This is a genomic window from Micromonospora sp. WMMA1947 (assembly GCF_027497355.1).
Classification (GTDB): domain Bacteria; phylum Actinomycetota; class Actinomycetes; order Mycobacteriales; family Micromonosporaceae; genus Micromonospora.
The window spans coordinates 4,108,200-4,130,803 of the sequence record NZ_CP114909.1 but is presented as its reverse complement, the minus strand read 5'-3'; the positions used below and the strand labels follow the sequence as shown (position 1 = coordinate 4,130,803).

Genomic DNA, 22,604 nt, shown 5'->3' with positions numbered 1-22,604 from the left:
CGCCCGCCCTCCGGGCTACGATCCGCGCGTGACCTTCTCGCTCGTCGCCCGCTCCGCCGACGGGCGCCTGTTCGGAGTGGCGGTGGCCAGCCGGTTCCTCGCCGCCGGGGCGCTGGTGCCGGCCGCCGAGGCGCTGGTGGGGGCGGTCGCCACCCAGGCCCACGCCAACCTCGCCTACCGGGCGCAGGCGCTCGCGCTGCTGCGGACCGGGGTGACCGCCACCGACGCGGTGGCCGGGCTGGTGGCCGCCGACCCGGGACGCGACGACCGGCAGCTCGCCGTGGTCGGCGCGACCGGCGACGGGGCCACCTGGACCGGGCCGCGCTGCCACCCCTGGGCGGGCGGGCAGGCGGGCGACGGCTGGGCCGCGCAGGGCAACATCCTGACCGGCCCGCAGGTGATCGACGCGCTGCGCGACGCCTGGCTGGCCCGCGACGACCTGCCGTTCCCGCAGCGCCTGCTGGCCGCGCTCACCGCCGGCGACGCGGCCGGCGGTGACCGGCGCGGCCGGCAGAGCGCCGCGATGCTCGTCGTGCAGCGCCACGGCGGCTACGCCGGCACCGGCGACGAACTGGTGGACCTGCGCGTGGACGACCATCCGGACCCGGTCGCCGAGCTGGGCCGCCTGCTCGGCATCCACCACATGCTGTTCGGCCGCCCCGAGCCGGCCACGCTGCGGGACCTGGCCGGTCCGCTCGCGGCCGAGGTCGCGGAACTGCTCGCCGCCACCGGTCACCCGGTCGGCCCGGACGGACTGGACGAGGCGCTGGCGGCCTGGACCGGCCTGGAGAACCTGGAGGAACGGTTCGTACCCGGCCGGATCGACCCGATCGTGCTGGCGCACCTGCGGCGGTGCGCGGGACGCTGAGGTCAGCCGCCGAAGGCCAGCCGGCCGATGCCCGCCCGCCTCAGCTCGGCCCGCTCGCCACCGGTCAGCGGCAGCCGCCCGGTGGCCTTGCGCAGCACGGTGAGCGCGTCCCAGTGCAGGACCGGCGGCACCGGCACGCCGCCGGTGAGCACACCCACCACCACGTCCGCCGCGGCCGGGGTCAGCCACGGTGCCCGGTCCAGCGCGTCGGCCAGGTCCAGGCCGTGCACCGCGACCTCCACCACGCGGGTACGCAGGAACTCCGGCAGCGCCATCGCGTCACCGTGCCGGGTGCGTACCACCCGGCCGGGCGGCGCGCCGGCGACCGCCTCGTCGGTGGCGCACCAGGCCCGGGCGAACTCGTCGGCCACCTCGGCCGCGCCCGGGTGCTCCCGGGCCGCCCGCCGGGCGGACTCGACGCGGTCCCGGTCGACCGGCGGGCTGAACTTGGCCGCGCCGAAGTAGGCGGCCGCGTCGACCTCGGCCCGCGGCGGCGCGGGCTCGGCGAGCATCCCGGCCAGGCGCCCGGCTCCGGTGCTCACGTGCGCGACCAGGTCGCGTACCCGCCAGGGCGGGCACGGGGTGGGCCGGTCCAGCGCCGCGTCGTCCAGGTCGCGCAGCACCCGCTCCAGGCGCTCGCACTCGGCCCGGAACGCCTCCCGCACGTGCTCCACCGGCGGTCAGCCCTTCCAGCGGGGCACCAGCCGGTGCACCACGACCAGCACCAGCGCGGCGACCACCGCGATCGTGCCGCCGATGCCGGCCGCGCTGCCCGCGTACCCGATGAACAGCGGACGGCGGCCGAGCGCCTCGACGGGGATGGTGGAACGGTCGACCAGCCAGGACAGCGCCACCGCGGAGGCCAGCAGGGCGACGACGCCGAGGCCGGCGAGCACGGCGCCGGCCATCCGGTGCGCGTCGCCCGGCTCCACCACGGCCTGCTCCCGCTGGAAGAACAGCAGCACCAGCCCGGCGACGGCGGCCCACGCGCCGACCACCAGGTACGCGGCGACCGCGTCGCTGGGCCGGTGCCAGCCGGCGGAGAGCGTGGCGACACCGGCGGCGGCGGCGTACCCGGCGCCGAGGAACGCTCCGGTCACCCGCAGCTTGCGCGGCAGCACCAGGATCAGCGCGATCGCGACCGAGGCCGCCACGGCGGTGTGCCCGCTGGGCAGGCTGTTGCCGGCGGCGGCCCGTTCCGGATCGATGCCGAAGTCGGGGCGGACCAGGTAGTGCTTGAGCACCTGGGTGGTCACGTTCGCGCCGCCGATCAGCAGCGTCGCGGTGACGGCGAGCGCCTTGCGCCCCCGGATCAGCGCGATGAAGCCGATCACCGCGGTCGCGGCCAGCAGCGACACCACCGACATGGCGTTGAGGAGGGTGTCCACCGGACCGTCGATGCGGTCCTGGCCGATCCGGTTGCCGGTGAGCGCCACCGTGTCCAGCCACTGGCCCAGTTCGGTGTGTACGGCGAAGCGCCACACCAGCCCGAACACGGCTGTCTGGAACAGTGCCAGTACGACCAACCAGACCGCCGTCCAACCCCTCGCCGTCTCCCGCACCCGGACAACTTAACGGTAGGACCGCTGACGCGCGCGGCGGAGCGCCATCGGTGGCGGCGTACGGTGAGGCGGGCGATTCGAGGAGGTGGCGCGTGACCGGCACGCCGCAGCGGCAACCGGCGGACGGGCCGCGGCCGGAGTCGCTGGCCGACCTGCTCGGCGGCCGGCGCGGGGCGGTGGACGCGACGCTCCCGCCGCTGGCGTTCGGGCTCGGCTGGGTGCTCGGCGGGCTGGGCGGCGGAGTGCTCGCGGCGGTGCTGACCGGTACGGCGGTGGCCGGCTGGCGGTGGCGGCGCGGCGACCGTCCCCGCTCGGTACTGGTCGGGCTGCTCGCGGTCTGCGTGGCGGCGCTCATCGCGTTGCGCACCGGCCGGGCGGCCGACTTCTTCCTGCTCCAGATCGCCGCGAACACGGCGAGCGCGCTGGCCTGGGTGGTGAGCATCGTGGTGCGGTGGCCGCTGCTGGGTGTGGTGGTCGGCACGGCGCTGGGCCAGCGGACCCGGTGGCGGCGCGACCCGGCGCTGCTGCGGGCGTACGGCCGGGGCAGCTGGGTGTGGGCCGCCACCTACGTGCTGCGGGTCGCGGTGTTCATCCCGCTGTGGCTGTACGGGCAGGTGGTCGCGCTCACCGTGGCGCGGGCGGCGCTGACCTGGCCGCTGATCGCGGCGGCGCTGGCGGGGAGCTGGATGGTGATCCGGCGCTCGCTGCCGGCCGGTCATCCGGGGCTGCGGCACCCGGTGGACGCGGCGGGCGCGGACGGTGTGGCGGCGCGCACAGAATAATGGAGAGGCCGCCACGGGGGGAGCGGCCTCTCCGTCAAATACGTTACTCCGTCCAGGGCCCGGATGTGATCCCGTGGACCGCTGATTTTTGCGTGCCTTTTCGCGCCATGGGTCGTCGCCGGGCGGAGTGGTGGGCCGGCCGGTCCGCTGCGTCGGCCGGACGGCCGGCCCACCCGGCCTGACCGTGGGCGTCAGGCCGTTCGCCGACCCGGCCGCTCCGTTCCCCCATCGGCCGGGTCGGCCTCCTCCGCGGGCGGGCTCGCGCCCGCCCACGGAGGAGGGGTCACCTCACCCCTGCGGGAAGTAGGTGCCGTAGTCGGCGTACGCCATGGCGATGTCCGCCTGCGCCCAGAACCGGTGGTAGTTGAAGACCGGCTCGGGACCGCCGTCCAGGTACGCCTGCACCTTCGGCCAGTCCGGGTCGTTCTTGTAGAACGAGCGGATGTCCAGGAAGCTCTTGCCCGGGGCGATCGCGTCGCCGTTGGGCATCTTCCCGGTCCAGCCGTTGGGGACGTAGAGACCCTGGCCGTCGGCGGCGTTGTAGACGTCGTCGAAACGCTTGTAGTCGCCGCGCTTCTCCGGCGTCGAGACGCCCTTGCTGTCGGCGGACGCCGAGAGCGCGTCCAGCAGGCCCTTGGCGGTGTCCTTCGCCGCGGTGTTGCCGGACTTCGCCGCGTACGCGATGAGCGTGCGGGCGTAGGCGCCGGCGACGCCGACGTCCTGGCCCTTGACCGTCACCTCGACGTGCAGGTTGGTGTTCGGCTGCGGGCTGCTCGGGTTCCAGTTGGCCGGCTGGCCCGTCCACTTCATGTCCGACGGGATCGACCAGTTGGTGCCGAGCGTGGTGTTGGCGATCGCCCACGGCACCCACTTGTCCAGCAGCGCCTTGGCCTTCGCGTTGCCGGTCTCCAGGTACAGCTCGGCGATGCGCTGCATCGACCAGGCCTGCATGCCGAACCACTGGTTCGACGGCGGGTCGTTGTAGACCGGGTCGACGTCGTAGAACATGCCGTAGAAGGTGGCGGTGCCGGCCGGCGGCTGGGCGTAGCTGCCGTCCCAGCTGTTCGTGGCGCCACCGGCGATGCCGCCCTCGGCCGACTGGAGCCAGGTGTAGAACTCCAGCTGCCGGTCGAGGCTCTTCTGCCAGTCGGAGGCCGCGGTCGGCGACTTCGGCTTCAGCTCCGAGACGTTGGTCATCACCCAGGCCGCGAACGGGTTCTGGTAGCCGAAGTGGCTGTGGCTGGAGCCGATCCGCCACGACCAGTTCTGCGAGGCGTCGTACGCGCCGCCCCAGGCGTAGTACCAGGACAGCAGGTAGTGCGCCGAGTCACGACCGCTGGCGGCCGGGCAGGTGGTCGCGCCGACACAGTTGCCGATCTTCTTGAAGTACTTGTCGAACAGCGCGTAGCGCAGGTAGTCGCCCATCTTGGCGGCCTTGGCCACGGTGGCCGCCACGTCGGCCTGCTTGCCCTGCGCCTTGGCCCAGGTCAGCGCCCAGTAGGCGGCCTGGACGGCACGCGCGTCGGCGTCCGGGGCGTTCGTGTACTTCCACTGCTTGGCCGGGGCGCTGGACTCCTTGACGAACAGGTCCAGGTAGCCGTTCGGGCCGCCGTGCTTGAACGTGTCGCAGGACGGCTGCGGCACGGTCTCCCACACCGACTCCTGGGTGCCCCGCTGGAAGGTGTTGATGTACGCGGGCCGGGTGGTGCCGTCGCCGCAGCGGCCGTAGCCGTAGGTGTTGTCCACGTCGAGCAGCCAGTGCATGCCGTAGATGTCACCGGTGCCGTAGGTGGACTGCAGCTCCGAGCGCAGCGGGTCCTGGCCGACCGGGACGTTGGCGTCCAGCGTCGACGGGTACTGGCTGGGCAGGTTGTGCTCGGCGGCGTACTGCGGGGTGCCGGGCGAGCCGGCGGTGGCCTGGTCGGCGTGCGACGGGATGATGTACTTCTCCATCACGGTCCAGGCGTTGTTGAACGGGGCCCAGTTCTGGGTGACCCGGCCGTACTGCGCCTCCAGCCAGAGCCAGAAGCTGAACGCCTCCGAGGTGGTCTCGTGGCCGTGGTCGGGCGCCTCGACGATCAGCGTCTCGATCGAGTGGTACGGCACGCCCTCGGGGCTGAAGTAGCCCGAGTTCTTGATCTTGCCGTACTGGTCGAGGAACTTCTTGATGTAGTCGTTGTCGCCGCCGGGGGTGTCGTTGTCCGCCTCGGTGGCGACGACCGAGATCGGGGCGTAGCCGGTGGCCGACGCGGTGATCGTGGCGGTGCCGCCGACCGTGTCGGAGTCCTCCGCGGCGGACACCGTGGCGGTGACGCCGGTGCTCCAGTTGCTCGGGGTGAGCGTCAGCGTGGACGGCGAGACGGTGATGTCGCTGTCACCGGTGACGGCGAGGCTCACCGGTACGTTGGCGGTGGGCGCCGCGCTGAGCGTGTACCGGACCGTGGCGCTGCCGCCCTCTGACACGGTGACCGCCGACGGGCTGGCGACCAGCCTGGGCCCGGTCGCCGCGGTGACGGTGAACGACTTCTCCGAGACGGCGGTGCCGCCCGCGTTGTCGTACGCCTTGGCCTGCACCGTGTAGCTGCCGGCCGGCAGGTCGAGCAGGTCGTAGCCGTACGGCGCGGTGGTGTCGGTGTTGACGAGCAGGCCGTTGCGGTAGAACTCGACCTTGCTGATGGTGCCGTCGGCGTCGCCGGCGGTCGCGGTCAGCGGGACGTCCGCCGGCGCCTCGAACGGGCCGGACGGCACGCTCAGGGAGACCGTCGGCGGCTGGTTGGTCTGCGCGCCGTTGCAGGCGACCCCGTTGAGGGTGAACGCGGTGGGCTTCGGGTTGCTGCCGCTGTAGCTGCCGTTGAAGCCGATGCTGGTGGACGCGCCGGTGGGCAGGCTGCCGTTCCACGACTCGTTCGTCGCGGTGACCTCGCTGCCGGACTGGCTCCACCGGGCCGACCAGCCCTGAACCACGCGCTGGCTGCTGTTCGGGAAGGCGAACTTCAGCGACCAGTTGTTCAGCGCGTCGCCCAGGTTCTTGATGGTGACGGTGGCGGTGAACCCGTTGTTCCAGTCGCTCGTCGCATAGGTCACGTCACAGGCGGGCGCGGCCTGGGCGGCGCCCGCGGGCAGGGCCACCCCGCCTATGACGAGGGCGGTGGCGGCGACCATCGCCGTACGGCGACGTCTGGCCAGAAGTCTCATGTGGGCGGTGTCTCCTCGGACCGGGCCGGGACCTCGGGGTCCCGGCGGGGCGCCTCCACGCGACGACGGGCGTACGCGGGGGGACGGAGGCGTCCGGAAAGGTGGTCGTCCCGGCCGTGCCGGGGATGGGGACGCCGCACCGGTTCGTCACCGGGTGCCCTCGGCGGCCCGCGCTCGCGTTCACTGGCTCCGCGTGGCGTGACGAGAGTGTGACATGGAAGCGCTCCCACCACAACGGCCAGCGCAGATACGCGCTTCCATGTTTCGATCTCGTTTAGGGGCTTTTCCAAACCCGTGACGGGCGTTACAGTCGCAGCATCGCCGATGGGAGCGCTTCCATCGACGGTGATACAAGTACTGGATCGCCGGGTGCACCCGCGCCCGGCGCGTCGGCCCAGAGGCCGACGGCGGACCAGCCCGGACGCCGCCGCCGGCCGCCACCCGCCAGACGGAGGGAGGTGGAACCAGAGCCACTCGCGTGGCCCGGCTCCCGCGCGACGCGCACGACGGACGCCAATTCCACTTCGTGCGTGTGTGCACCATCGTTGGGGACGGGGGTTGCCCTCCCCCGTCCCCACACTAAACCCCCGTTGTCGACGGCAAAAGAGGCCGACGGGACAGGCGTGACACGCCACCCGGACGGCCTTTCTCGCTATCCACCCCACCCCTCGCCGCTCACGCCGCCCCCGGTGTTCCCGAGCGACGCCCCCGCCCACCCACTTTCCGGCCGCCCGCCGGCCGCGCGCACCTCGCCGCGACCGCCGGATCGGGGCCGGCCGCTTCCTGGCTAGAATGGGAGCGCTCCCGGCCCAGGGCGGCCCGTCACTCCGAGGAGAAACCTCATGTCGTTACTCACCCGACGGCGCCTGCTCCGCCGCGCCGCCCTGTCCGCGACCGCGGCCGGCGCGGCCCGGACCGGGCTCGCCGGCGCCACCGCGGCGGGCATCGCCGCGTCCACCGCCGCCCTCGGCGGCTGCGACAGCCCGCCCGAGCGCGTCACCGACCCGGAGCCGGACCGCGGGCTGCGCTTCCCCGAGGGCTTCGGCTGGGGGGCGGCGACCTCGGCGTACCAGATCGAGGGGGCCGCGAAGGAGGACGGGCGGGGTGAGTCCGTCTGGGACACCTTCAGCCACACGCCGGGCCGGATCCGCAACGGCGACACCGGCGACGTCGCGGCCGACCACTACCACCGGTACGCGCAGGACCTGGACCTGATGCGCGACCTGGGGCTGCGCAGCTACCGGTTCTCCATCTCCTGGCCCCGCATCCAGGCCGACGGCTCCGGCCGTCCCAACCAGCGGGGCCTCGACTTCTACCGCCGGCTGGTGGACGGGCTGCACGAGCGCGGCATCGCGCCGATGGCCACGCTGTTCCACTGGGACCTCCCCCAGGCCCTTCAGGACGACGGCGGCTGGGAGAACCGGGACACCGCCGAGCGCTTCGCCGAGTACGCCGACGCGGTCTTCCGCGCCCTCGGTGACCAGGTGCCGGTCTGGCTGACAGTCAACGAGCCGAAGACCGTGGTGCAGAACGGCTACATCTGGGGCCACCACGCCCCGGGCTTCCAGGACGAGGACGCGGCATACCTGGTCGCCCACCACCTCCAGCTCGCCCACGGCCTCGCCGTGCAGGCGCTGCGCGCCTCCGGCCTCACCGGCCGGATCGGCCCGGCGCTCAACCTGCACCCCTGCTACCCGGCCGACGACTCCGCCGAGTCGGCAGCCGCGACCCGGCTCTACGACGGCTACGAGAACCGCCTCTACCTCGACTCGATCTTCAAGGGCGCGTACCCGCAGGACGTGCTGGACGACCTCGGCCCGGACAGCCGGATGGTCCGCGGCGTCCGCGACGGCGACCTGAAGATCATTTCCAGCCCGGTCGACCTGCTCGCCGTGCAGTACTACACGCCGATCTACGTCACCGGCGACGGCAGCACGGTCCGCAAGTGGCCGACCTCCGAGGCGGAGTGGCAGCAGATCTACCCGGAGGGCATGTACGACATCCTCACCCGGGTCACCCGCGACTACGGCCGGGTGCCGATCACCATCACCGAGAACGGGCTGCCCTGCCCCGACGTGCCCGGGGCGGACGGCAACGTCGACGATCCCGGGCGGGTCTCCTTCCTGCGCGACCACTTCGCCGCCGCCCACCGGGCGATCGGCGACGGGGTGCCGCTGGAGAGCTACCACGTCTGGTCGCTGCTGGACAACTTCGAGTGGGCCGAGGGATACGAGCAGCGCTGGGGCCTGGTCTACGTCGACTACGCGAGCCAGCGGCGGGTGCTCAAGCGCAGCGCCCACTGGTACCGCGACGTGATCCGCCGCAACGGGCTGTGAACCGGTGAGCGTCCGGCCGGTGGTGGGCCGGCCGGACGCCGGCGGATCAGCGCGGCAGCGCCTGCTGCAGTTCGGCGCGCAGCGCCGGGGTGAGCATCTCGCCCGCCTGCTTGGCCAGCCGCGCCATCTCGTAGCCGACCACACCGATGTCGGCGTCCGCCCCGGCCAGCGTGGCCAGGATCGAGCCGTCGCGGATCTGCATCACCAGGAAGTAGCCGCGCCCCATCTCGACCACCGTCTGCTTGACGACGTCACCGTCGAACATCTGGGCCGCCCCGGCGGTGATGCTCATCAGGCCGGAGGTCACCGCGGCGAGCTTGTCCGCGTGGTCGCGCGGCAGGTGCGCCGAGATCGCCACCAGGAGGCCGTCGGAGGACACCACCACCGCGTGCGCCACCCCCGGAACGCGCTCGGCGAACGCGTTCACCAGCCAGCTCAGGTCGCGTGCCTCCTGGCTCAACGTCGTCACTGTCGTCGTCCTCCTTCGTCGCGCGGCAGGTACATCTCGGTGGTCTCCTCGGCCTCGGCCCGCCGTACGCCGCTGTAGAGGCGCGACAGCATGCCGCCGACCGCCTCCGGGTCCGGCTCGTGCCGCACCACCGGTCGGTCCGGGCGGTCGGCCGGGGCGACCGAGGTGAGCTGGGCCATCGGCACGCGTACCGGCAGGCCCCGCTCGTTCGTCCCTCCGGTCACCGGCGTCGCCGCCGGTGCCGGCGTCACACCCAGCGACGACGTGGCCGGCCCCTGCCGGCTGAACCAGCCGCCGCCCGCCGCCCCGGCGTCCGGCGTGAGCACGTCCTCGGCCCGGCCCGGACGGGGACGCGGCACCGTCACCGGCGCGGCGGCCGGCACCGGCGCACCGGCTCCGGCATCCGTCCCGTCACCCAGCGGACGGCCGGTCAGCGGGGACACCGGCAGCGCCGCGGGCCGGCCCGGCGCCGGCCGCCATCCGGCCACCGGCAGCTCGGCGGTCGCCCCGGCCAGCGCCCCGGACGCGGAGACCGGGCCGGTGAGCGCCGGCTGCGCCGTACCGCGCGCCAGCCGGACCGGCGCCGGCTGGCCCACCTCCGGCGCGGGCGCCTCGGCGAGCAGCTCGACAGGGATCCGCACCCGGGCCACCAGGCCCTCCCGGCCGGCGCTCAACCGCACCCGTACGCCGTGGCGGGCGCTGAGGTGGCTCACCACGAACAGGCCCATCCGTTCCGAGGCCGACACGTCGGCGGCCGGCGGCTCGGCGAGCACGGCGTTCGCCTCGGCCAGCGCCGACGGGCTCATGCCCAGCCCCTCGTCGACGATCTGCACGAGCGCACCCCGGCCGTCCGGCTCGACGACCACGCGTACCGCGGTCTCCGGACGGGAGAAGGCGGTGGCGTTCTCCAGCAGCTCCGCGAACAGGTGCACCAGGTCGCCCACCGCGTGCCCGACGACGTGCAGGTCGGTCCGGTTCTCGTGGCGTACCCGCTGGTACTGCTCGATCTCCGCGCTCGCGGCCAGCAGCACGGCGCCCAGGCCCACCGGGCGGTTCCACCGCCGGGTCGACTCGGTGCCGGCGAGCACCAGCAGGCTCTCGTCGTTACGGCGCATCCGGGCGGCCAGGTGGTCGAGCTTGAACAGGTTCTCCAGCTGGTCCGGGTCGCTCTCCTCGCGTTCGAGGTCGTCGAGCAGCTCCAGCTGCCGTTCGACGAGCACTTGGCTGCGCCGGGCCAGGTTGACGAACATGGCGTTGACGTTGCGCCGCATCATCGCCTGCTCGACCGCCACGTCGACGGCGCTGCGGTGCACCGCCACGAACGCCTCGGCCAGCTCGCCGATCTCGTCCTGCGAGTCGATCACCGCGGGCGGTACGTCGATCGCGCCGATCGGACGGTCCACCGTCCGCAGCCGTTGCAGCGTCAACGGCAGGTCCACCTGCGCGATCCGCAGCGCCTGCCCGCGCAGCTGCCGCATGGAGCGGGCCACCGACCGGCCGACCAGCAGCGAGATCAGCACCGCGGACAGGAGCACGGTGGCGATCGCGCCGCCCACCAGCAGCGTGTCACGCAGCTGGCGGGCGCTGGCGTCGTCGGCCTGGCGGACCGCGTCGGCGACGATCTCGCTCTCCATCTGGCGGAACAATTCCTGCCGCTGCTCACTCGCCGCCCACCACTGGGTCGCGTCGAGCAGGGCCGGCCGGGCATCGCCGGCGGGCAGCGTCCGCTCCTCCAGCTGGGTGGCGGCGACGAAGGCCGGGTCGACCGAGGTCCGGTCGTACCGGCGGATCTGGTCGGAGGTCGCGGCGACCCGGAACGCGCCGAGCGCGGTGAGCTGCTGGGCCCGCAGGTCGCTGAGCGTCACCTGCGCGTCCGGCTCGTACCGGCCGGCCCGCGCGGCGGCGTAGAGCTCCGCACGGACGCGCGAGGACAGCTCCTTGACCCGGGAGAGCTGCACGTACCGCAGCACCGCCTCGGTCAGCTCCTGCCGGCCACCGCCGGGCGACGGCTCGGCCAGCAGGTTCAGCAGCGACGCGATCGACCTGTGGTAGTTGCTCAGCACGGTGTCGGCGGAGAGCACCGCCGGCGCCACCGCCGCCCGGATGTTCACCACCTGGTCGTACGCCTCGATCGCTTCGGAGTAGGAGACGCGCCAGGCGGCGTCGGCGTCGGCCAGCGGTGCCGCCGCGGCGCGCAGCTCGGCCACCGCACGGTCGGTGGCCTCCTGCAGCGGCCGGAGCGCGGCGACGGCGGCGTCCCGGTCCGCGCCGGTGCCGGCCCGGCGCAACGCGGCCAGTTCCCCGGCGGTGCGGTCCCGCTCGTGCTGCAGCCGGTCGACGGCGGTCGCGATCTGCCGCCCGATGCCGACCTGCTCGGCGAAGGCGCTCAGCGTGGTGGTCTGCCCGACCAGCCCCCGGGTCTGGATGCCGGCCAGCACCAGGAACGCCAGTGAGGGGATCACCAGCACCGTGGCGAGCTTGGTGCCCATCCGCCAGTCCCGCAGCCGGAACCCGGAGCGCCGCCGGTGCGGCTGAGGGGCCGCACCGCGAACCGGGTCGGGACCTGCGCCCACGGTTGCCTCCTCGTCCCGCCCCACCACGTCGGGGAGCGGAGTCCATCCAATCAGGCCGTCGGTCCGTGTCAACGGCCGCCCGGACGGTGTGACCAGGACGGTCAGCGCCTCGGGTGGACGGTCACGCGTGCGAGGCGGCCTCGTCCGTCCGGCCGACCCCGGCGATGTCGCCCGCCTCCGCCACCCGGCCGAGCGCGACGAGCGCCGCGCCGGTCGCGCCGATCTCCGGGTTGCGTTGCCAGCACACCCGGCGGGGCGCGAGCACGTCGAGGAACGCCCCGCGCCACCACGGCGAGGCGGTCAGCGCCCCACCGCCGAGGATCACCTCCATCGGCTCGCCGATGCCGGCCTCCAGCAGGGTCAGGTCGTCGGCGACGAGCCGGCACAGGCCGGTCATCAGGCCGGCGAGGATGTCCACGGCGGTGGTGCCGAAGCTCAGTCCGCGCAGCTCCCCCGAGCCCGCCGGGGCGGTTCCGGGTGGCCGGTCGCCGCCGAAGCGGGGGTTGGCCCGCACCGAGCCGGAGACGCGATCGAGCGCCATCTCCAGCTCCCTGCCCGCCGGCAGCCGCAGCTCGCGGGCCGCCCAGGCGAACAGGTTGCCGCCGCTGGAGTACGCCGCGCCGGTCACCACGTGCTCGTGGTCGACCCGGTAACGCCAGAGCTGCTCCGGCAGCGGCGGCGGCTCCGCGCCGACCGGCACGGCCTCGATCATGCGGACCGCCGCGGAGGTGCCGACGGTCACCGCCGCGCGGGTCGGGTCGACGCATCCCGACCCGACGTTGGCGGCCGCGCCGTCGCCGACCGGCGGCGCCCACCGCGCGCCGGCCAGCTGCGGCCAGCGCCGCGCGTACGCCGCGTTCAGCCGGCCGTGCCAGCCGACCGGGGCCAGCGGCGGCAACCGGTCCGGGCGGACGCCGGCCAGCTCGCACGCCTCGGGATCCCAGTCCAACCGGCACAGGTCGAGCAGCCCGGTGCCGGAGGCCAGCGACATGGACATCGGCGCCTCGTCGAGCAGCGTGCCGAGCGCGTACTCGGCGAGCCCGGTGAAGCGGGCGGACCGGTCGGCGCGCTCCCGCAGCCAGGGCAGCCGCACCGACCAGTAGCAGCGGTGCCACCACGTTCCGGTACGCCTGTGGAAGTCCGCCGGGTCGGCCGGCCCGGTCATCCCGGCGAGTGGCTCCGGCCGGGTGTCCAGCCAGGTCAGCACCGGCCCCGACGGCGTGCCGTCGGGCGCCACCGGCAGCACCGAGTGCCACTGCGCGGAGGTGGCCACCAGGCCGACGTCGGACAGGTGCCCGCCGGCGGCCAGCTCGTCCAGGCACTCCACCAGGCACGCCAGGTAGGCCGGGCCGTCGAGCGTCCCGCTGCCGTCGTCCCCGGTGACCAGGTGCACCCGGCGCCGGGCCAGCGCGCCCGGGCGCGGTGCGGCGTCCGCGTCGAGCACCAGGCCGCGCACCGAGGAGGTGCCCAGATCCAGAGCGAGAATGTCCATCGCCGGTCAACCTACCCGCCGTGACCGGTGGTCACGCCAAGATCCGTAGCCGGTGCCGCGCGATCGGGTTCCACGGTGCCTGCCGATCGCGTACAGTCACCGTCATGCCCGCGCACCTGTCCTGCTGGTGGCCCGCCGACCCGGCGGCCCATCCCCGCGCGTAGCTTCCCCACGCGGCCGCCCGACGAGGCGGCCGCCGGTCTCTCCCGGCATCCCGGGTCGCCTTCACCGGCGGCCACCGGCACACCGAGGAGACCCGATGACCCGCCTGTCCGACCCGCTCGCCGCCGTCGCGGCCGGCCGCGACCCCGGCCCGTTCGCGCTCGTCCGCCGCGAGGGCGCCGACCACGTCGACCTGTTCACCGGCCCGGTACGCACCGCCGGCCGGCTCGCCGACCTGCCGCTGCCCGAGCACGGCGCCGGTCCGCGCACGCTGGCCCTGGTGCCGTTCCGGCAGGTCACCGAACGCGGTTTCGAGTGCGTCGACGACGGGCTGCCGCTGGAGTTCCTGGCGGTCGAGGAGCATCGGCGGATACCCCTGGCCGACCTGCTCGACGACCTGCCCGACGCCGAGGTGCGTACCCGCGACGCCGGTTTCGACATCGCCGACGACGAGTACGCGGCGATCGTGGAACGGGTGCTGACCGACGAGATCGGCCGGGGCGAGGGGGCGAACTTCGTCATCCACCGCACCATGCGGGCCACGGTGCAGGGCGACCCGCTGGCCGCGGCCCTCGCCGCGCTGCGCCGGCTGCTGATGCGCGAGCGGGGCGCGTACTGGACGTTCCTGGTGCACACCGGCACCCGGATCCTGGTCGGCGCCAGCCCGGAGCGGCACGTCAGCGTCGCCGACGGGCTGGTCGAGATGAACCCGATCAGCGGCACGTTCCGGCACAGCGGCGCGACCGTCGACCGGGCCGAGCTGCTGCGCTTCCTGCAGGACCCGAAGGAGGTGGAGGAGCTGTACATGGTGCTGGACGAGGAGCTGAAGATGATGGCCGTGGTCGCCGAGCACGGCGGTCAGGTGGTCGGGCCGTACCTGAAGGAGATGGCGCATCTGGCGCACACCGAGTACCTGCTGGCCGGGCGCTGCTCCCGGGACGTGCGCGACGTGCTGCGGGAGACCATGTTCGCGCCCACCGTCACCGGCAGCCCGATGGAGAACGCCTGCCGGGTGATCGCCCGGCACGAGCGCACCGGGCGGCGCTACTACGCCGGGGTGCTCGCGCTGCTCGGCCGCGACGACCAGGGCCGGCAGACGCTCGACGCGCCGATCCTGATCCGTACCGCCGAGATCTCCCCCACCGGCGCGCTGCGAGTGCCGGTCGGCGCGACGCTGGTCCGGCACTCGACCACCGCCGGGGAGGTGGCCGAGACGCACGCGAAGGCCGCCGGGGTGCTGGCCGCGCTCGGTCTCGGCCCGGACGCGCCGCACGCCGGCGCCGGGGCGGCCGTCCGGTACGCCGACGACCCGGAGGTACGCGCGGCGCTGGCCGCCCGCAACGTCCCGCTGGCCCGGTTCTGGCTGGAGCAGCGGGAGCCGGGGGCGCTCGCGCTGCGCGGGCTGGCCGGGCGCCGGGCGCTGATCGTCGACGGCGAGGACACGTTCACCGGCATGCTCGCCCACCAGCTCGGCGCGCTGGGCCTGGCGGTGACCCGGCGGGACTGGCCGGACCCGGGCCCGCTGGACGGCTACGACCTGGTGGTGGTCGGCCCCGGCCCGGGTGACCCACGGGACGCGACCGCGCCGAAGATGGTGGCGCTGCGGGCGCTGCTGACCGAGCTGCTCGCGTCCGGCCGGCCGACGCTCGCGGTGTGCCTGGGCCACCAGTTGCTGGCCGGGCTGCTGGGCCTGCCGCTGCACCGCCGCGACGCGCCGTACCAGGGGTTGCCGCGGGACGTGCCGGTGTTCGGGACGACCCGGCGGGTCGGGTTCTACGCCAGCTTCACCGCCCTCGCCGACGCCGACCGGGTTCCCGGCCCGTACGGCCCGGTCGAGGTGTCCCGCGACCCGGCCGACGGCGCGGTGCACGCGCTGCGCGGCGCGGGCTTCGCCGGGGTGCAGTTCCACCCGGAGTCGGTGCTGAGTCAGGACGGCACGCGGGTCCTGGCGGATCTGCTCGGACATCTGCTCGACCGGCCGGCGCTGAGCGCGCATGGAGCGGCCGAACGCGGGTAGGGCACTGGCGACCGGTGGTCCGGACGGGTTCGAGAGCCCCCGTCCGGCCACCGGTCGCCAGTCGGGTCAGCCGGCCATGCCCCGCTTCAGCGCGGCACCCATCAGCACGGCCCGCTTGGCGGTCAGCGCGGTGGCGGCCAGCGCCACGTGGTCCGGGGCGACCTCGCCGTTGTTGCTCGTGTGCGAGGCGCCGTACGGGTTGCCGGCGACGAACTGGCTCGGGTCGGTGTAGCCGGGGGTCACCACGATGCCGCCCCAGTGGTAGAAGACCGTGTACAGCGACAGCAGCGTCGCCTCCTGGCCGCCGTGCGACGTGGCGGTCGAGGTGAACCCGCTGTAGATCTTGTCCGCGAGCGCGCCGGCGGCCCAGAGCGGTCCGGTGGTGTCGATGAACTGCTTGAGCTGGGCGGCGATCATGCCGTACCGGGTCGGCGAGCCCATGATGATCACGTCGGCCCAGGACAGGTCGTCCGGCTGCGCCTCCATCACGTCCTGGGTCTCCAGCCGGTGCGCCTGCCAGCCGGAGTTGGAGCGGATCGCCTCGTCGGGCGCCAGCTCACGCACCTTGCGCAGACGCACCTCGGCGCCGGCCTCCCCCGCCGCCTCGACCGCCGCCTGCGCCATCTGGTAGGTGATGCCGGTCGCGCTGTAGTAGATCACCGCGACCTTGACCTGGCCATCCATCAGACGTTCCCTCCTCGTTTCGGGTCAGCTCCGGCGACTACCCGTTACTTGTTCCGTCAAACGCCGGGCGTGGCATGCTCTGCGGGTGGAGATCCGCACCGCCACGCCCGCCGACTGGCCGCTGATCTGGCCGTTCCTGCGCGAGATCGTGGCGGCCGGCGAGACGTACACCTGGCCCCGCGACGTCCCGGAGGAGCGGGCCCGCGAGCTGTGGATGCCGGGCCCGCCGGCGCGGACGGTGGTCGCGGTGGCGCCGGACGGCACGGTGCTCGGCTCGGCCAAGCTGGCGCCGAACCAGGCCGGTCCGGGCGACCACGTGGCGAACGCCTCGTTCATGGTCGCCCCGGCCGCCGCCGGGCGCGGCGTCGGCCGGGCGCTGGCCGCGCACGTGCTCAACGCGGCCCGGGCCGACGGCTACCGGGCCATGCAGTTCAACGCCGTGGTGGCGACGAACACCCGGGCCGTCGCGCTGTGGCGGTCGCTGGGTTTCGAGGTGGTCGGCCGGGTGCCGGAGGGCTTCCGGCACCCGGCCGAGGGGTACGTCGACCTGCTGGTCATGCACCGGCGCCTGGGCTGAGCGTGGCTCAAGATTTGCGCAAGTTCCGTGCGTAACCGCTGTCTCCGCTCAGCTCGCGCGGGATGCTGAGCGGACCGGCGCCGGCCGCACCGGCCGCCCCCGCGCCGGGAACCTGAACGGGGGATCGCGCTGGGGTCGGCAACGTCGCCGGCGCAGCGCGATCAGGGGCCGGGGTGTCGTACCCCAGGCCTACGCTGACGCCCGTGACCGTACGCCTCAGCCGCGCCGAGGCGCTCGCGCTGCGCATGACCGGCCTGCTGCTGCGCCCGCACCCCACCACCCGTCCGCAGGGCGTCGCCGACGTGGTCGAGTGGTTCGGCGCGATGCAGGCGCAGGACGCGGCGAGCGGGCTGTGGTCGCTCGGCGTCCGCCTTCCCGGCACCACCCAGGACGACATCCGCGCGGCGCTGGAACGGCGTGAGGCGCTGCGCACCTGGCCGATGCGCGGCACCGTGCATCTCGTCCCGTCACGCGACGCGCGGTGGATGCTGGAGCTGACCGGGGTACGGACGCTCGCCGGCATCGCCGGGCGGTGGCGGCAACTCGAGCTGACAGTCGCCGACGGCGAGCGGGCCTGCGACGTACTGGGTGCGGCGCTGACCGGCGGCGGGCGGCTGACCCGCGCCGAGTGCGTGGCCGCGTTGCGCGCCGCCGGGCTGGCCACGGACGGCCAGCGCGGCTACCACCTGCTCTGGTACGCCAGCCAGCGCGGCGTCACCTGCATCGCCCCGCACGTCGGCACCGAGCAGACGTTCGCCCTGCTCGACGAGTGGGCGCCCGAGCCGCGCCGCCTCGAGCGCGACGAGGCGCTGGCGTTGCTGGCGCACCGCTACGTGCGCGGGCACGGCCCGGTGTCCCGGCACGAGCTGGCCCGGTGGACCGGCCTGACCGTCACCGACGCGACGCGGGCGATCACGCTGGCCGGTGACCTGCTTGCCCCGGTCGAGGTCGACGGCGAGGCCGCGGTGGCCGACGCCGCGCTGCTGGACGCGCCCCGGGCACCAGTCGACGACGTGCACACGCTGCCCGGCTTCGACGAATACCTGCTCGGCGTCAAGGACCGGTCGCTGATGCTCGACCCGGCGCACGCCGCCGCCGTGGTCCCCGGCAACAACGGGATGTTCCGGTCCACGGTGGTGCGCGGTGGCCGGGTGGTGGGCACCTGGACGCGGACGCCGGGCGCGCGGGCGGTGACCGTCAGGGTGCAGCAGCTCGTGCCGTTCGACGCCGCGTTGCGTGAGCGGGTGGACGCCGCGCTGACGGTTTACGCCCGCTTCCTCGGGCTGGAGTTGCGCCACTCCTGGTAGCTCCGGACGGGTGCGGAGCGTGGAGTGGAACGCCATGGGTGTCAGAACCGCACTGAGGCACCCACGGCGTTCCACTCCCCTCCGGAGGGCGCGCTCAGTCGGCGAGCGCTCCGGCCGACCGGCCCTCGTGCAGCGTCAGGTTGCGGCCGCTGCCCGGGTCGAACAGGTGGATCTTCTCCAGGTTGAACCACACCCGGCGCGACTCGCCCTCGCGTACCGGCGACTCCGCCGACAGCCGGGTGACCAGGTTCGACCCGCCGCCGGCGAAGTCCGCGGCACCGGTGTCGGCGGCCAGTTCCTCCAGCTCGGCGGCGGTGGCCCGCTCCCCCTCGACGGTGAAGTAGACGTACTTGTCCGAGCCCATCGACTCGACGATGTCGACGGGCGCCTCGAACTCCATGCCCCGGCGGCGGGTCTCGTCGTCGATCAGGGCCGCGTCCTCGAAGTGCTCCGGGCGGATGCCGAGGATCAGCTCCCGGGGCGCGTCGCCGCCTTCCAGCTCGCGGCGGATCCGGTCGCCGACCGGCACGTCGCCGAGCGCGGTCCGCAGCCGGCCGTCCTCCACGACGGCGTGCACGAAGTTCATCGAGGGCGAGCCGATGAACCCGGCGACGAACAGGTTGCGCGGGTGGTCGTACAGCTCCTGCGGCGGGCCGACCTGCTGCACCGCGCCGCCCCGCATGATGACCACCCGGTCGCCGAGCGTCATCGCCTCGGTCTGGTCGTGGGTGACGTAGACGGTGGTGGTGCCGAGCTGCTTCTGCAGCCGGGACACCACAGTGCGCATCTGCACCCGCAGCTTGGCGTCCAGGTTCGACAGCGGCTCGTCCATCAGGAACGCCTTGGGCTGGCGGACGATCGCCCGTCCCATCGCCACCCGCTGCCGCTGGCCGCCGGACAGGTTCGCCGGCTTGCGGTCCAGCAGCGCGGTCAGCTCCAGCACCTTCGCCGCCTCGTCGACCTTCTGGTTGATGGTCTCCTTGTCCAGCTTCGCCAGCCGCAGCGGGAACGCCATGTTCTCCCGCACCGTCATGTTCGGGTAGAGCGCGTACGACTGGAAGACCATCGCGATGTCGCGGTCCCGCGGCGCCTTGTCGTTGACCCGCTCGCCGCCGATGCGCAGCTCACCGGAGCTGATGTCCTCCAGCCCGGCGATCATGTTGAGCGTGGTGGACTTCCCGCAGCCGGACGGGCCGACCAGGATGACGAACTCGCCGTCGGCGATCTCCAGGTCGACGTCCTGTACGGCGGTGGTCCCGTCCGGGAACCGCTTGCTCACCTTGTCCAGCACGATGTCGGCCATTGCTACCACCTATCCCTTGACTGCGCCGGAGGTCAGACCGGAGACGATGCGGCGCTGGAAGAAGAGCACGAACAGGATGATCGGCACGGTGATCACCACGGCGGCGGCGCAGATCGCCCCGGTGGGGTCCTCGAACTGCGACTCGCCGGTGAAGAACTGCAGCGCCACCGGGACCGTGCGGGACCGCTCGGTCGAGGTGAGCGTGATCGCGAACAGGAAGTCGTTCCAGCAGAAGATGAAGACCAGGATGGCCGTGGTGAACACGCCCGGCGCGGCCAGCGGCGCGATCACCCGCCGGAACGCCTGGGCCTGCGTGGCGCCGTCCATCTTCGCCGCCTTCTCCAGGTCCCACGGGATCTGCTTGAAGAAGGCCGACAGCGTGTAGATCGCCAGCGGCAGCGCGAACGTGATGTACGGCAGGATCAGACCGGGCCAGGTGTCGAACAGGCCGAGCTGCCGTTCGATCTCGAACAGCGGCGACACCAGCGACACCTGCGGGAACATCGCGATCAGCAGCGAGACGCCGACAAGCAGCTTCTTGCCCGGGAAGTCCAGCCGGGAGATCGCGTACGCGGCCATCGCCCCGAGCACCACCGCGATGGTGGTGGCGATCAGCGCGATGCCGATGGAGTTGACCAGGGCGCGCACGAACTGGTCGGTGTCGAAGATGGTCCGGTAGTTGTCCAGGGTCCACTCGCGCGGCCAGAACTTGCCGTCGGTGAGCGTGGCCGGGGTCTTGAACGACAGCGAGGCGATCCAGAGCACGGGGACCAGCGCGAAGACGACGACCACGACGTCCAGCAGGCCCCAGCGCACCTTCGCCCGCGTGGTGGTTTCCACTGCCATGTCAGCGCCTCTCCCCATCGTCGCTGCCCGGGGCAGCGGTGCCGAACAGCTTCACGAACACGAAGGCGATGATCGCCACGGTGATGAAGATCAGCACCGACATCGTGGAGCCGATGCCGAGGTTCAGGCCCCGGATCAGGTTGTTGTAGGCGAGCATCGACACCGACGACGTCTCGTTGCCGCCGTTGGTGAGCACGAAGATGTTGTCGAAGACCCGGAACGCGTCGAGCGTGCGGAACAGCAGCGCGACGAGGATCGCCGGCTTCATCACCGGCAGCATCACCTTGGTGAACCGCTGCCACGCCGTCGCGCCGTCGGTAGAGGCCGCCTTGAGCAGGTCCTCCGGCACCAGCGCCAGCCCGGCCATCAGCAGCAGCGCCATGAACGGGGTGGTCTTCCAGATCTCCGCCAGCATGATGATCGCCAGCGAGCTGGCCCGCTCGGTCAGCGGGGCGCTGCCGTCGAACAGGTTCGCCAGGTAGCCGGTGCCCGGCGTCCAGGCGTACCGCCAGGAGAACGCCGCGACGACGGTGACGATGCCGTACGGGATCAGCGCCGCGGTCCGCACGATGCCCCGGCCGACGAGCGTCCGGTGCATGATCAGCGCCAGTCCCATGCCGAGCACCAGCTCGATCGCGACGGTGACCACGGTGATCAGCGCGGTGACCCCGAACGCGGTCCACCAGAAGTCGTTCGTCAGCACGGTGACGTAGTTCTCCAGCCCGACGAACTCCCGCTCGTCGGGGAAGCGCAGGTCGAACCGCTGCAGCGACAGCCAGACCGAGTACAGGATCGGGTACGCGGTGACCAGCACCATGACCAGCGCGGCCGGTGCGCACAGCAGCAGGCCGAGGCGCCGCTCGGCGCGCTTGTTCTCACTCAGCGGGGCGCGGGAGCCGCGCCGGGACCGTTGTTCCGGCACGGCGGCGTGCCGGCCGCCCGGCTGCTCGGCCTCGGCCTCGGCGGCGGCCTGCGCGCCGGCCGGGGTGGCGTTCACGCTCATGGCAGAACTCCCTTGGACTCCAACGCGTCGGAGATCGCCTTGCGCAGTTCGTCAGCGGTCTGCTCGGGCCGGATCGCCGACGGCGGCGACAGGATCGCCGACATCACCGTGGAGATGCTCTGGTACGCCGGGGTCAGCGGCCGGACCGCCGGCTCCTTCAGCTCCTCGAGGATGGTCTCCTTCATCGGGTACGCCTCGGTCATCTCCGGGTCGTCGTAGACGGCCTCGATGGTCGGCGGCACGCCGTCGTTGACGGCGGAGAACTTCTGGTTCTCGGCGTTGCGCAGGCAGCGCGCCACCTCGAACGCCTCCTCCGGGTGCTTGGAGTAGCTGCTGACCGCCAGGTTGACCCCGCCGATGGTGACCTTGCTGGGTGTGCCCGGGTCGATGCCCGGCACCCGGGCCCACTTCACGTTCTTCGCCAGGTCGGGGTTGGCCTCCTGGAGCGCCGGATACACGAACGGCCAGTTCACCTGGAACGCGCCCTTGCCGGACTGGAACTCCAGCCGCACCGGGTCCTCCAGCGCGTTGCTGAACGACGGCGAGGTCACGCCCGAGGTGGCGAACTTCTGGAGCTGGTCGAGCGCGCGTACCGCGCCGGCGTCCATCTCCGCCTTCTTGCCGTCGTCACTGAGGATCTTGCCCCCGGCGCTCTCGGCGAGCGTGTTGTAGAGGACCACCAGGCCCTCGTACTGGGCGCCCATGGTGAGCACCTGGTACGGCTTGCCCTGCTCCTTGAGCTGCTGGGCGGCGGAGATCATCTCGTCCCAGGTCTCCGGCGGCTGCGACACCAGGTCGGACCGGTACCAGAGCAGCTGCACGTTGGTGTTCTTGGGCGCGGCGTAGAGCTTGTCCTCGTACCGGGCGGTGTCCAGCGGGCCGGTCAGCGTGCCCTGCTCGACCTCGGCCTTGTCCTGGCCGGTCCACTCCCGGATCCACTTCGCGCTGGCGAACTCCTGGGTCCACGTGACGTCCAGGCCGAGCACGTCCATCCCGCTGTCCTGCGCGGCGAGCCGCCGCACCATCTGCACCCGCTGCTCGTCGGCCTCGCGCGGCAGCACCCGGTAGTCGATCCGGTACCGCCCCTGCGCCGCCGTGTTGCAGGTGTCGACGACCTTCTGCAGGTTCTGCTCCGGCGGGTAGTACAGGTTGATCGTGGGGACGCCGCCGTCGCCGCCGGATCCGCAGGCGGCCAGTGGGGCCACCAACGCCAGCGCGGCGGCTGCCGCCGCCGCGCGTCCGGCCGGCCGCCGTGCGGCCGTGTCGGGGACTGTCGTCATCACCCTCCCCCTCTCTTCGGCGAAGAACCGGGGAGTGACCCGCGCCCCGGCGCACGGCGAGACGACCGGGGCATCGGCCCGATCGCCCGACGCCCCGGGCGTGTCGTGCGGCTGAACGTGCCCGACCTGCGACGGAGCGAAACATCAC

General features: G+C 73.3%; 17 protein-coding genes. 6 read left to right on the top strand and 11 right to left on the bottom strand.

What is annotated here, in order from left to right; all coding sequences use genetic code 11:
* The first annotated feature begins 28 nt into the window (after positions 1 to 28).
* Positions 29 to 868, top strand: coding sequence for a DUF1028 domain-containing protein (locus tag O7604_RS19715; protein ID WP_281577314.1), 840 nt, complete (start codon positions 29 to 31; stop codon positions 866 to 868).
* A gap of 2 nt (positions 869 to 870) precedes the next feature.
* Here the strand turns inward: O7604_RS19715 and O7604_RS19710 are convergent, their stop codons facing one another.
* Both O7604_RS19710 and O7604_RS19705 read right to left on the bottom strand, forming a co-directional pair.
* Positions 871 to 1,542 carry a maleylpyruvate isomerase N-terminal domain-containing protein gene (locus O7604_RS19710; protein ID WP_281577313.1) on the bottom strand — a complete coding sequence of 224 codons (672 nt, stop codon included), beginning with the start codon at positions 1,540 to 1,542 and terminating at the stop codon, positions 871 to 873.
* A gap of 6 nt (positions 1,543 to 1,548) precedes the next feature.
* Positions 1,549 to 2,430 carry a phosphatase PAP2 family protein gene (locus O7604_RS19705; protein WP_269705198.1) on the bottom strand — a complete coding sequence of 294 codons (882 nt, stop codon included), beginning with the start codon at positions 2,428 to 2,430 and terminating at the stop codon, positions 1,549 to 1,551.
* A gap of 92 nt (positions 2,431 to 2,522) precedes the next feature.
* Between O7604_RS19705 and O7604_RS19700 the strand changes: the two genes are divergently transcribed.
* Complete coding sequence (locus tag O7604_RS19700; RefSeq protein ID WP_281577312.1) at positions 2,523 to 3,212, top strand: DUF3159 domain-containing protein; 690 nt, start codon at positions 2,523 to 2,525, stop codon at positions 3,210 to 3,212.
* Positions 3,213 to 3,500: 288 nt separating this feature from the next.
* Here the strand turns inward: O7604_RS19700 and O7604_RS19695 are convergent, their stop codons facing one another.
* On the bottom strand, positions 3,501 to 6,398 hold the full coding sequence (locus tag O7604_RS19695) for a glycoside hydrolase family 48 protein (protein WP_281579985.1): 2,898 nt from the start codon (positions 6,396 to 6,398) through the stop codon (positions 3,501 to 3,503).
* An 851-nt stretch (positions 6,399 to 7,249) separates the two neighbouring features.
* Here O7604_RS19695 and O7604_RS19690 point away from each other — a divergent pair.
* On the top strand, positions 7,250 to 8,743 hold the full coding sequence (locus tag O7604_RS19690; RefSeq protein WP_281577311.1) for a GH1 family beta-glucosidase: 1,494 nt from the start codon (positions 7,250 to 7,252) through the stop codon (positions 8,741 to 8,743).
* Between the two features lie 46 nt (positions 8,744 to 8,789).
* Here O7604_RS19690 and O7604_RS19685 read toward each other — a convergent pair whose 3' ends face one another.
* The 3 genes from O7604_RS19685 to O7604_RS19675 all read right to left on the bottom strand — a co-directional run bounded on the left by O7604_RS19685 (position 8,790) and on the right by O7604_RS19675 (position 13,277).
* Positions 8,790 to 9,203, bottom strand: coding sequence for a roadblock/LC7 domain-containing protein (locus tag O7604_RS19685; RefSeq protein WP_196806755.1), 414 nt, complete (start codon positions 9,201 to 9,203; stop codon positions 8,790 to 8,792).
* A gap of 5 nt (positions 9,204 to 9,208) precedes the next feature.
* Entirely contained in the window at positions 9,209 to 11,785 is a 2,577-nt protein-coding gene (locus tag O7604_RS19680) for a nitrate- and nitrite sensing domain-containing protein (RefSeq protein ID WP_281577310.1), read from the bottom strand.
* Positions 11,786 to 11,906: 121 nt separating this feature from the next.
* Complete coding sequence (locus O7604_RS19675) at positions 11,907 to 13,277, bottom strand: gluconokinase (RefSeq protein ID WP_269705194.1); 1,371 nt, start codon at positions 13,275 to 13,277, stop codon at positions 11,907 to 11,909.
* A gap of 259 nt (positions 13,278 to 13,536) precedes the next feature.
* Between O7604_RS19675 and O7604_RS19670 the strand changes: the two genes are divergently transcribed.
* A complete protein-coding gene (locus tag O7604_RS19670) occupies positions 13,537 to 15,456 on the top strand; it encodes a chorismate-binding protein (RefSeq protein WP_281577309.1) in 1,920 nt (639 codons plus the stop codon).
* Between the two features lie 66 nt (positions 15,457 to 15,522).
* Here the strand turns inward: O7604_RS19670 and wrbA are convergent, their stop codons facing one another.
* Complete coding sequence (gene wrbA / locus O7604_RS19665) at positions 15,523 to 16,140, bottom strand: NAD(P)H:quinone oxidoreductase (protein ID WP_281577308.1); 618 nt, start codon at positions 16,138 to 16,140, stop codon at positions 15,523 to 15,525.
* An 85-nt stretch (positions 16,141 to 16,225) separates the two neighbouring features.
* Here wrbA and O7604_RS19660 point away from each other — a divergent pair, with 85 nt between their 5' ends.
* Both O7604_RS19660 and O7604_RS19655 read left to right on the top strand, forming a co-directional pair.
* Positions 16,226 to 16,717, top strand: a complete 492-nt coding sequence (locus tag O7604_RS19660; RefSeq protein WP_281577307.1) for a GNAT family N-acetyltransferase — start codon at positions 16,226 to 16,228, stop codon at positions 16,715 to 16,717.
* 203 nt (positions 16,718 to 16,920) lie between these two features.
* Positions 16,921 to 18,024, top strand: coding sequence for a winged helix DNA-binding domain-containing protein (locus tag O7604_RS19655; protein WP_281577306.1), 1,104 nt, complete (start codon positions 16,921 to 16,923; stop codon positions 18,022 to 18,024).
* Between the two features lie 94 nt (positions 18,025 to 18,118).
* Here the strand turns inward: O7604_RS19655 and ugpC are convergent, their stop codons facing one another.
* From ugpC to O7604_RS19635, 4 genes are read right to left on the bottom strand one after another with little or no spacing between them, the layout of a single operon-like run.
* A complete protein-coding gene (gene ugpC / locus O7604_RS19650) occupies positions 18,119 to 19,327 on the bottom strand; it encodes a sn-glycerol-3-phosphate ABC transporter ATP-binding protein UgpC (RefSeq protein WP_269705190.1) in 1,209 nt (402 codons plus the stop codon).
* Between the two features lie 9 nt (positions 19,328 to 19,336).
* Positions 19,337 to 20,173: a carbohydrate ABC transporter permease gene (locus tag O7604_RS19645; RefSeq protein ID WP_026268483.1), complete on the bottom strand. Its 837-nt coding sequence runs from the start codon at positions 20,171 to 20,173 to the stop codon at positions 19,337 to 19,339.
* Position 20,174: 1 nt separating this feature from the next.
* A complete protein-coding gene (locus O7604_RS19640) occupies positions 20,175 to 21,176 on the bottom strand; it encodes a sugar ABC transporter permease (protein ID WP_269705187.1) in 1,002 nt (333 codons plus the stop codon).
* Positions 21,173 to 22,456 carry an ABC transporter substrate-binding protein gene (locus tag O7604_RS19635; RefSeq protein WP_281577305.1) on the bottom strand — a complete coding sequence of 428 codons (1,284 nt, stop codon included), beginning with the start codon at positions 22,454 to 22,456 and terminating at the stop codon, positions 21,173 to 21,175. Before O7604_RS19635 ends, O7604_RS19640 begins: the two co-directional genes overlap by 4 nt.
* Positions 22,457 to 22,604 lie beyond the last annotated feature (148 nt).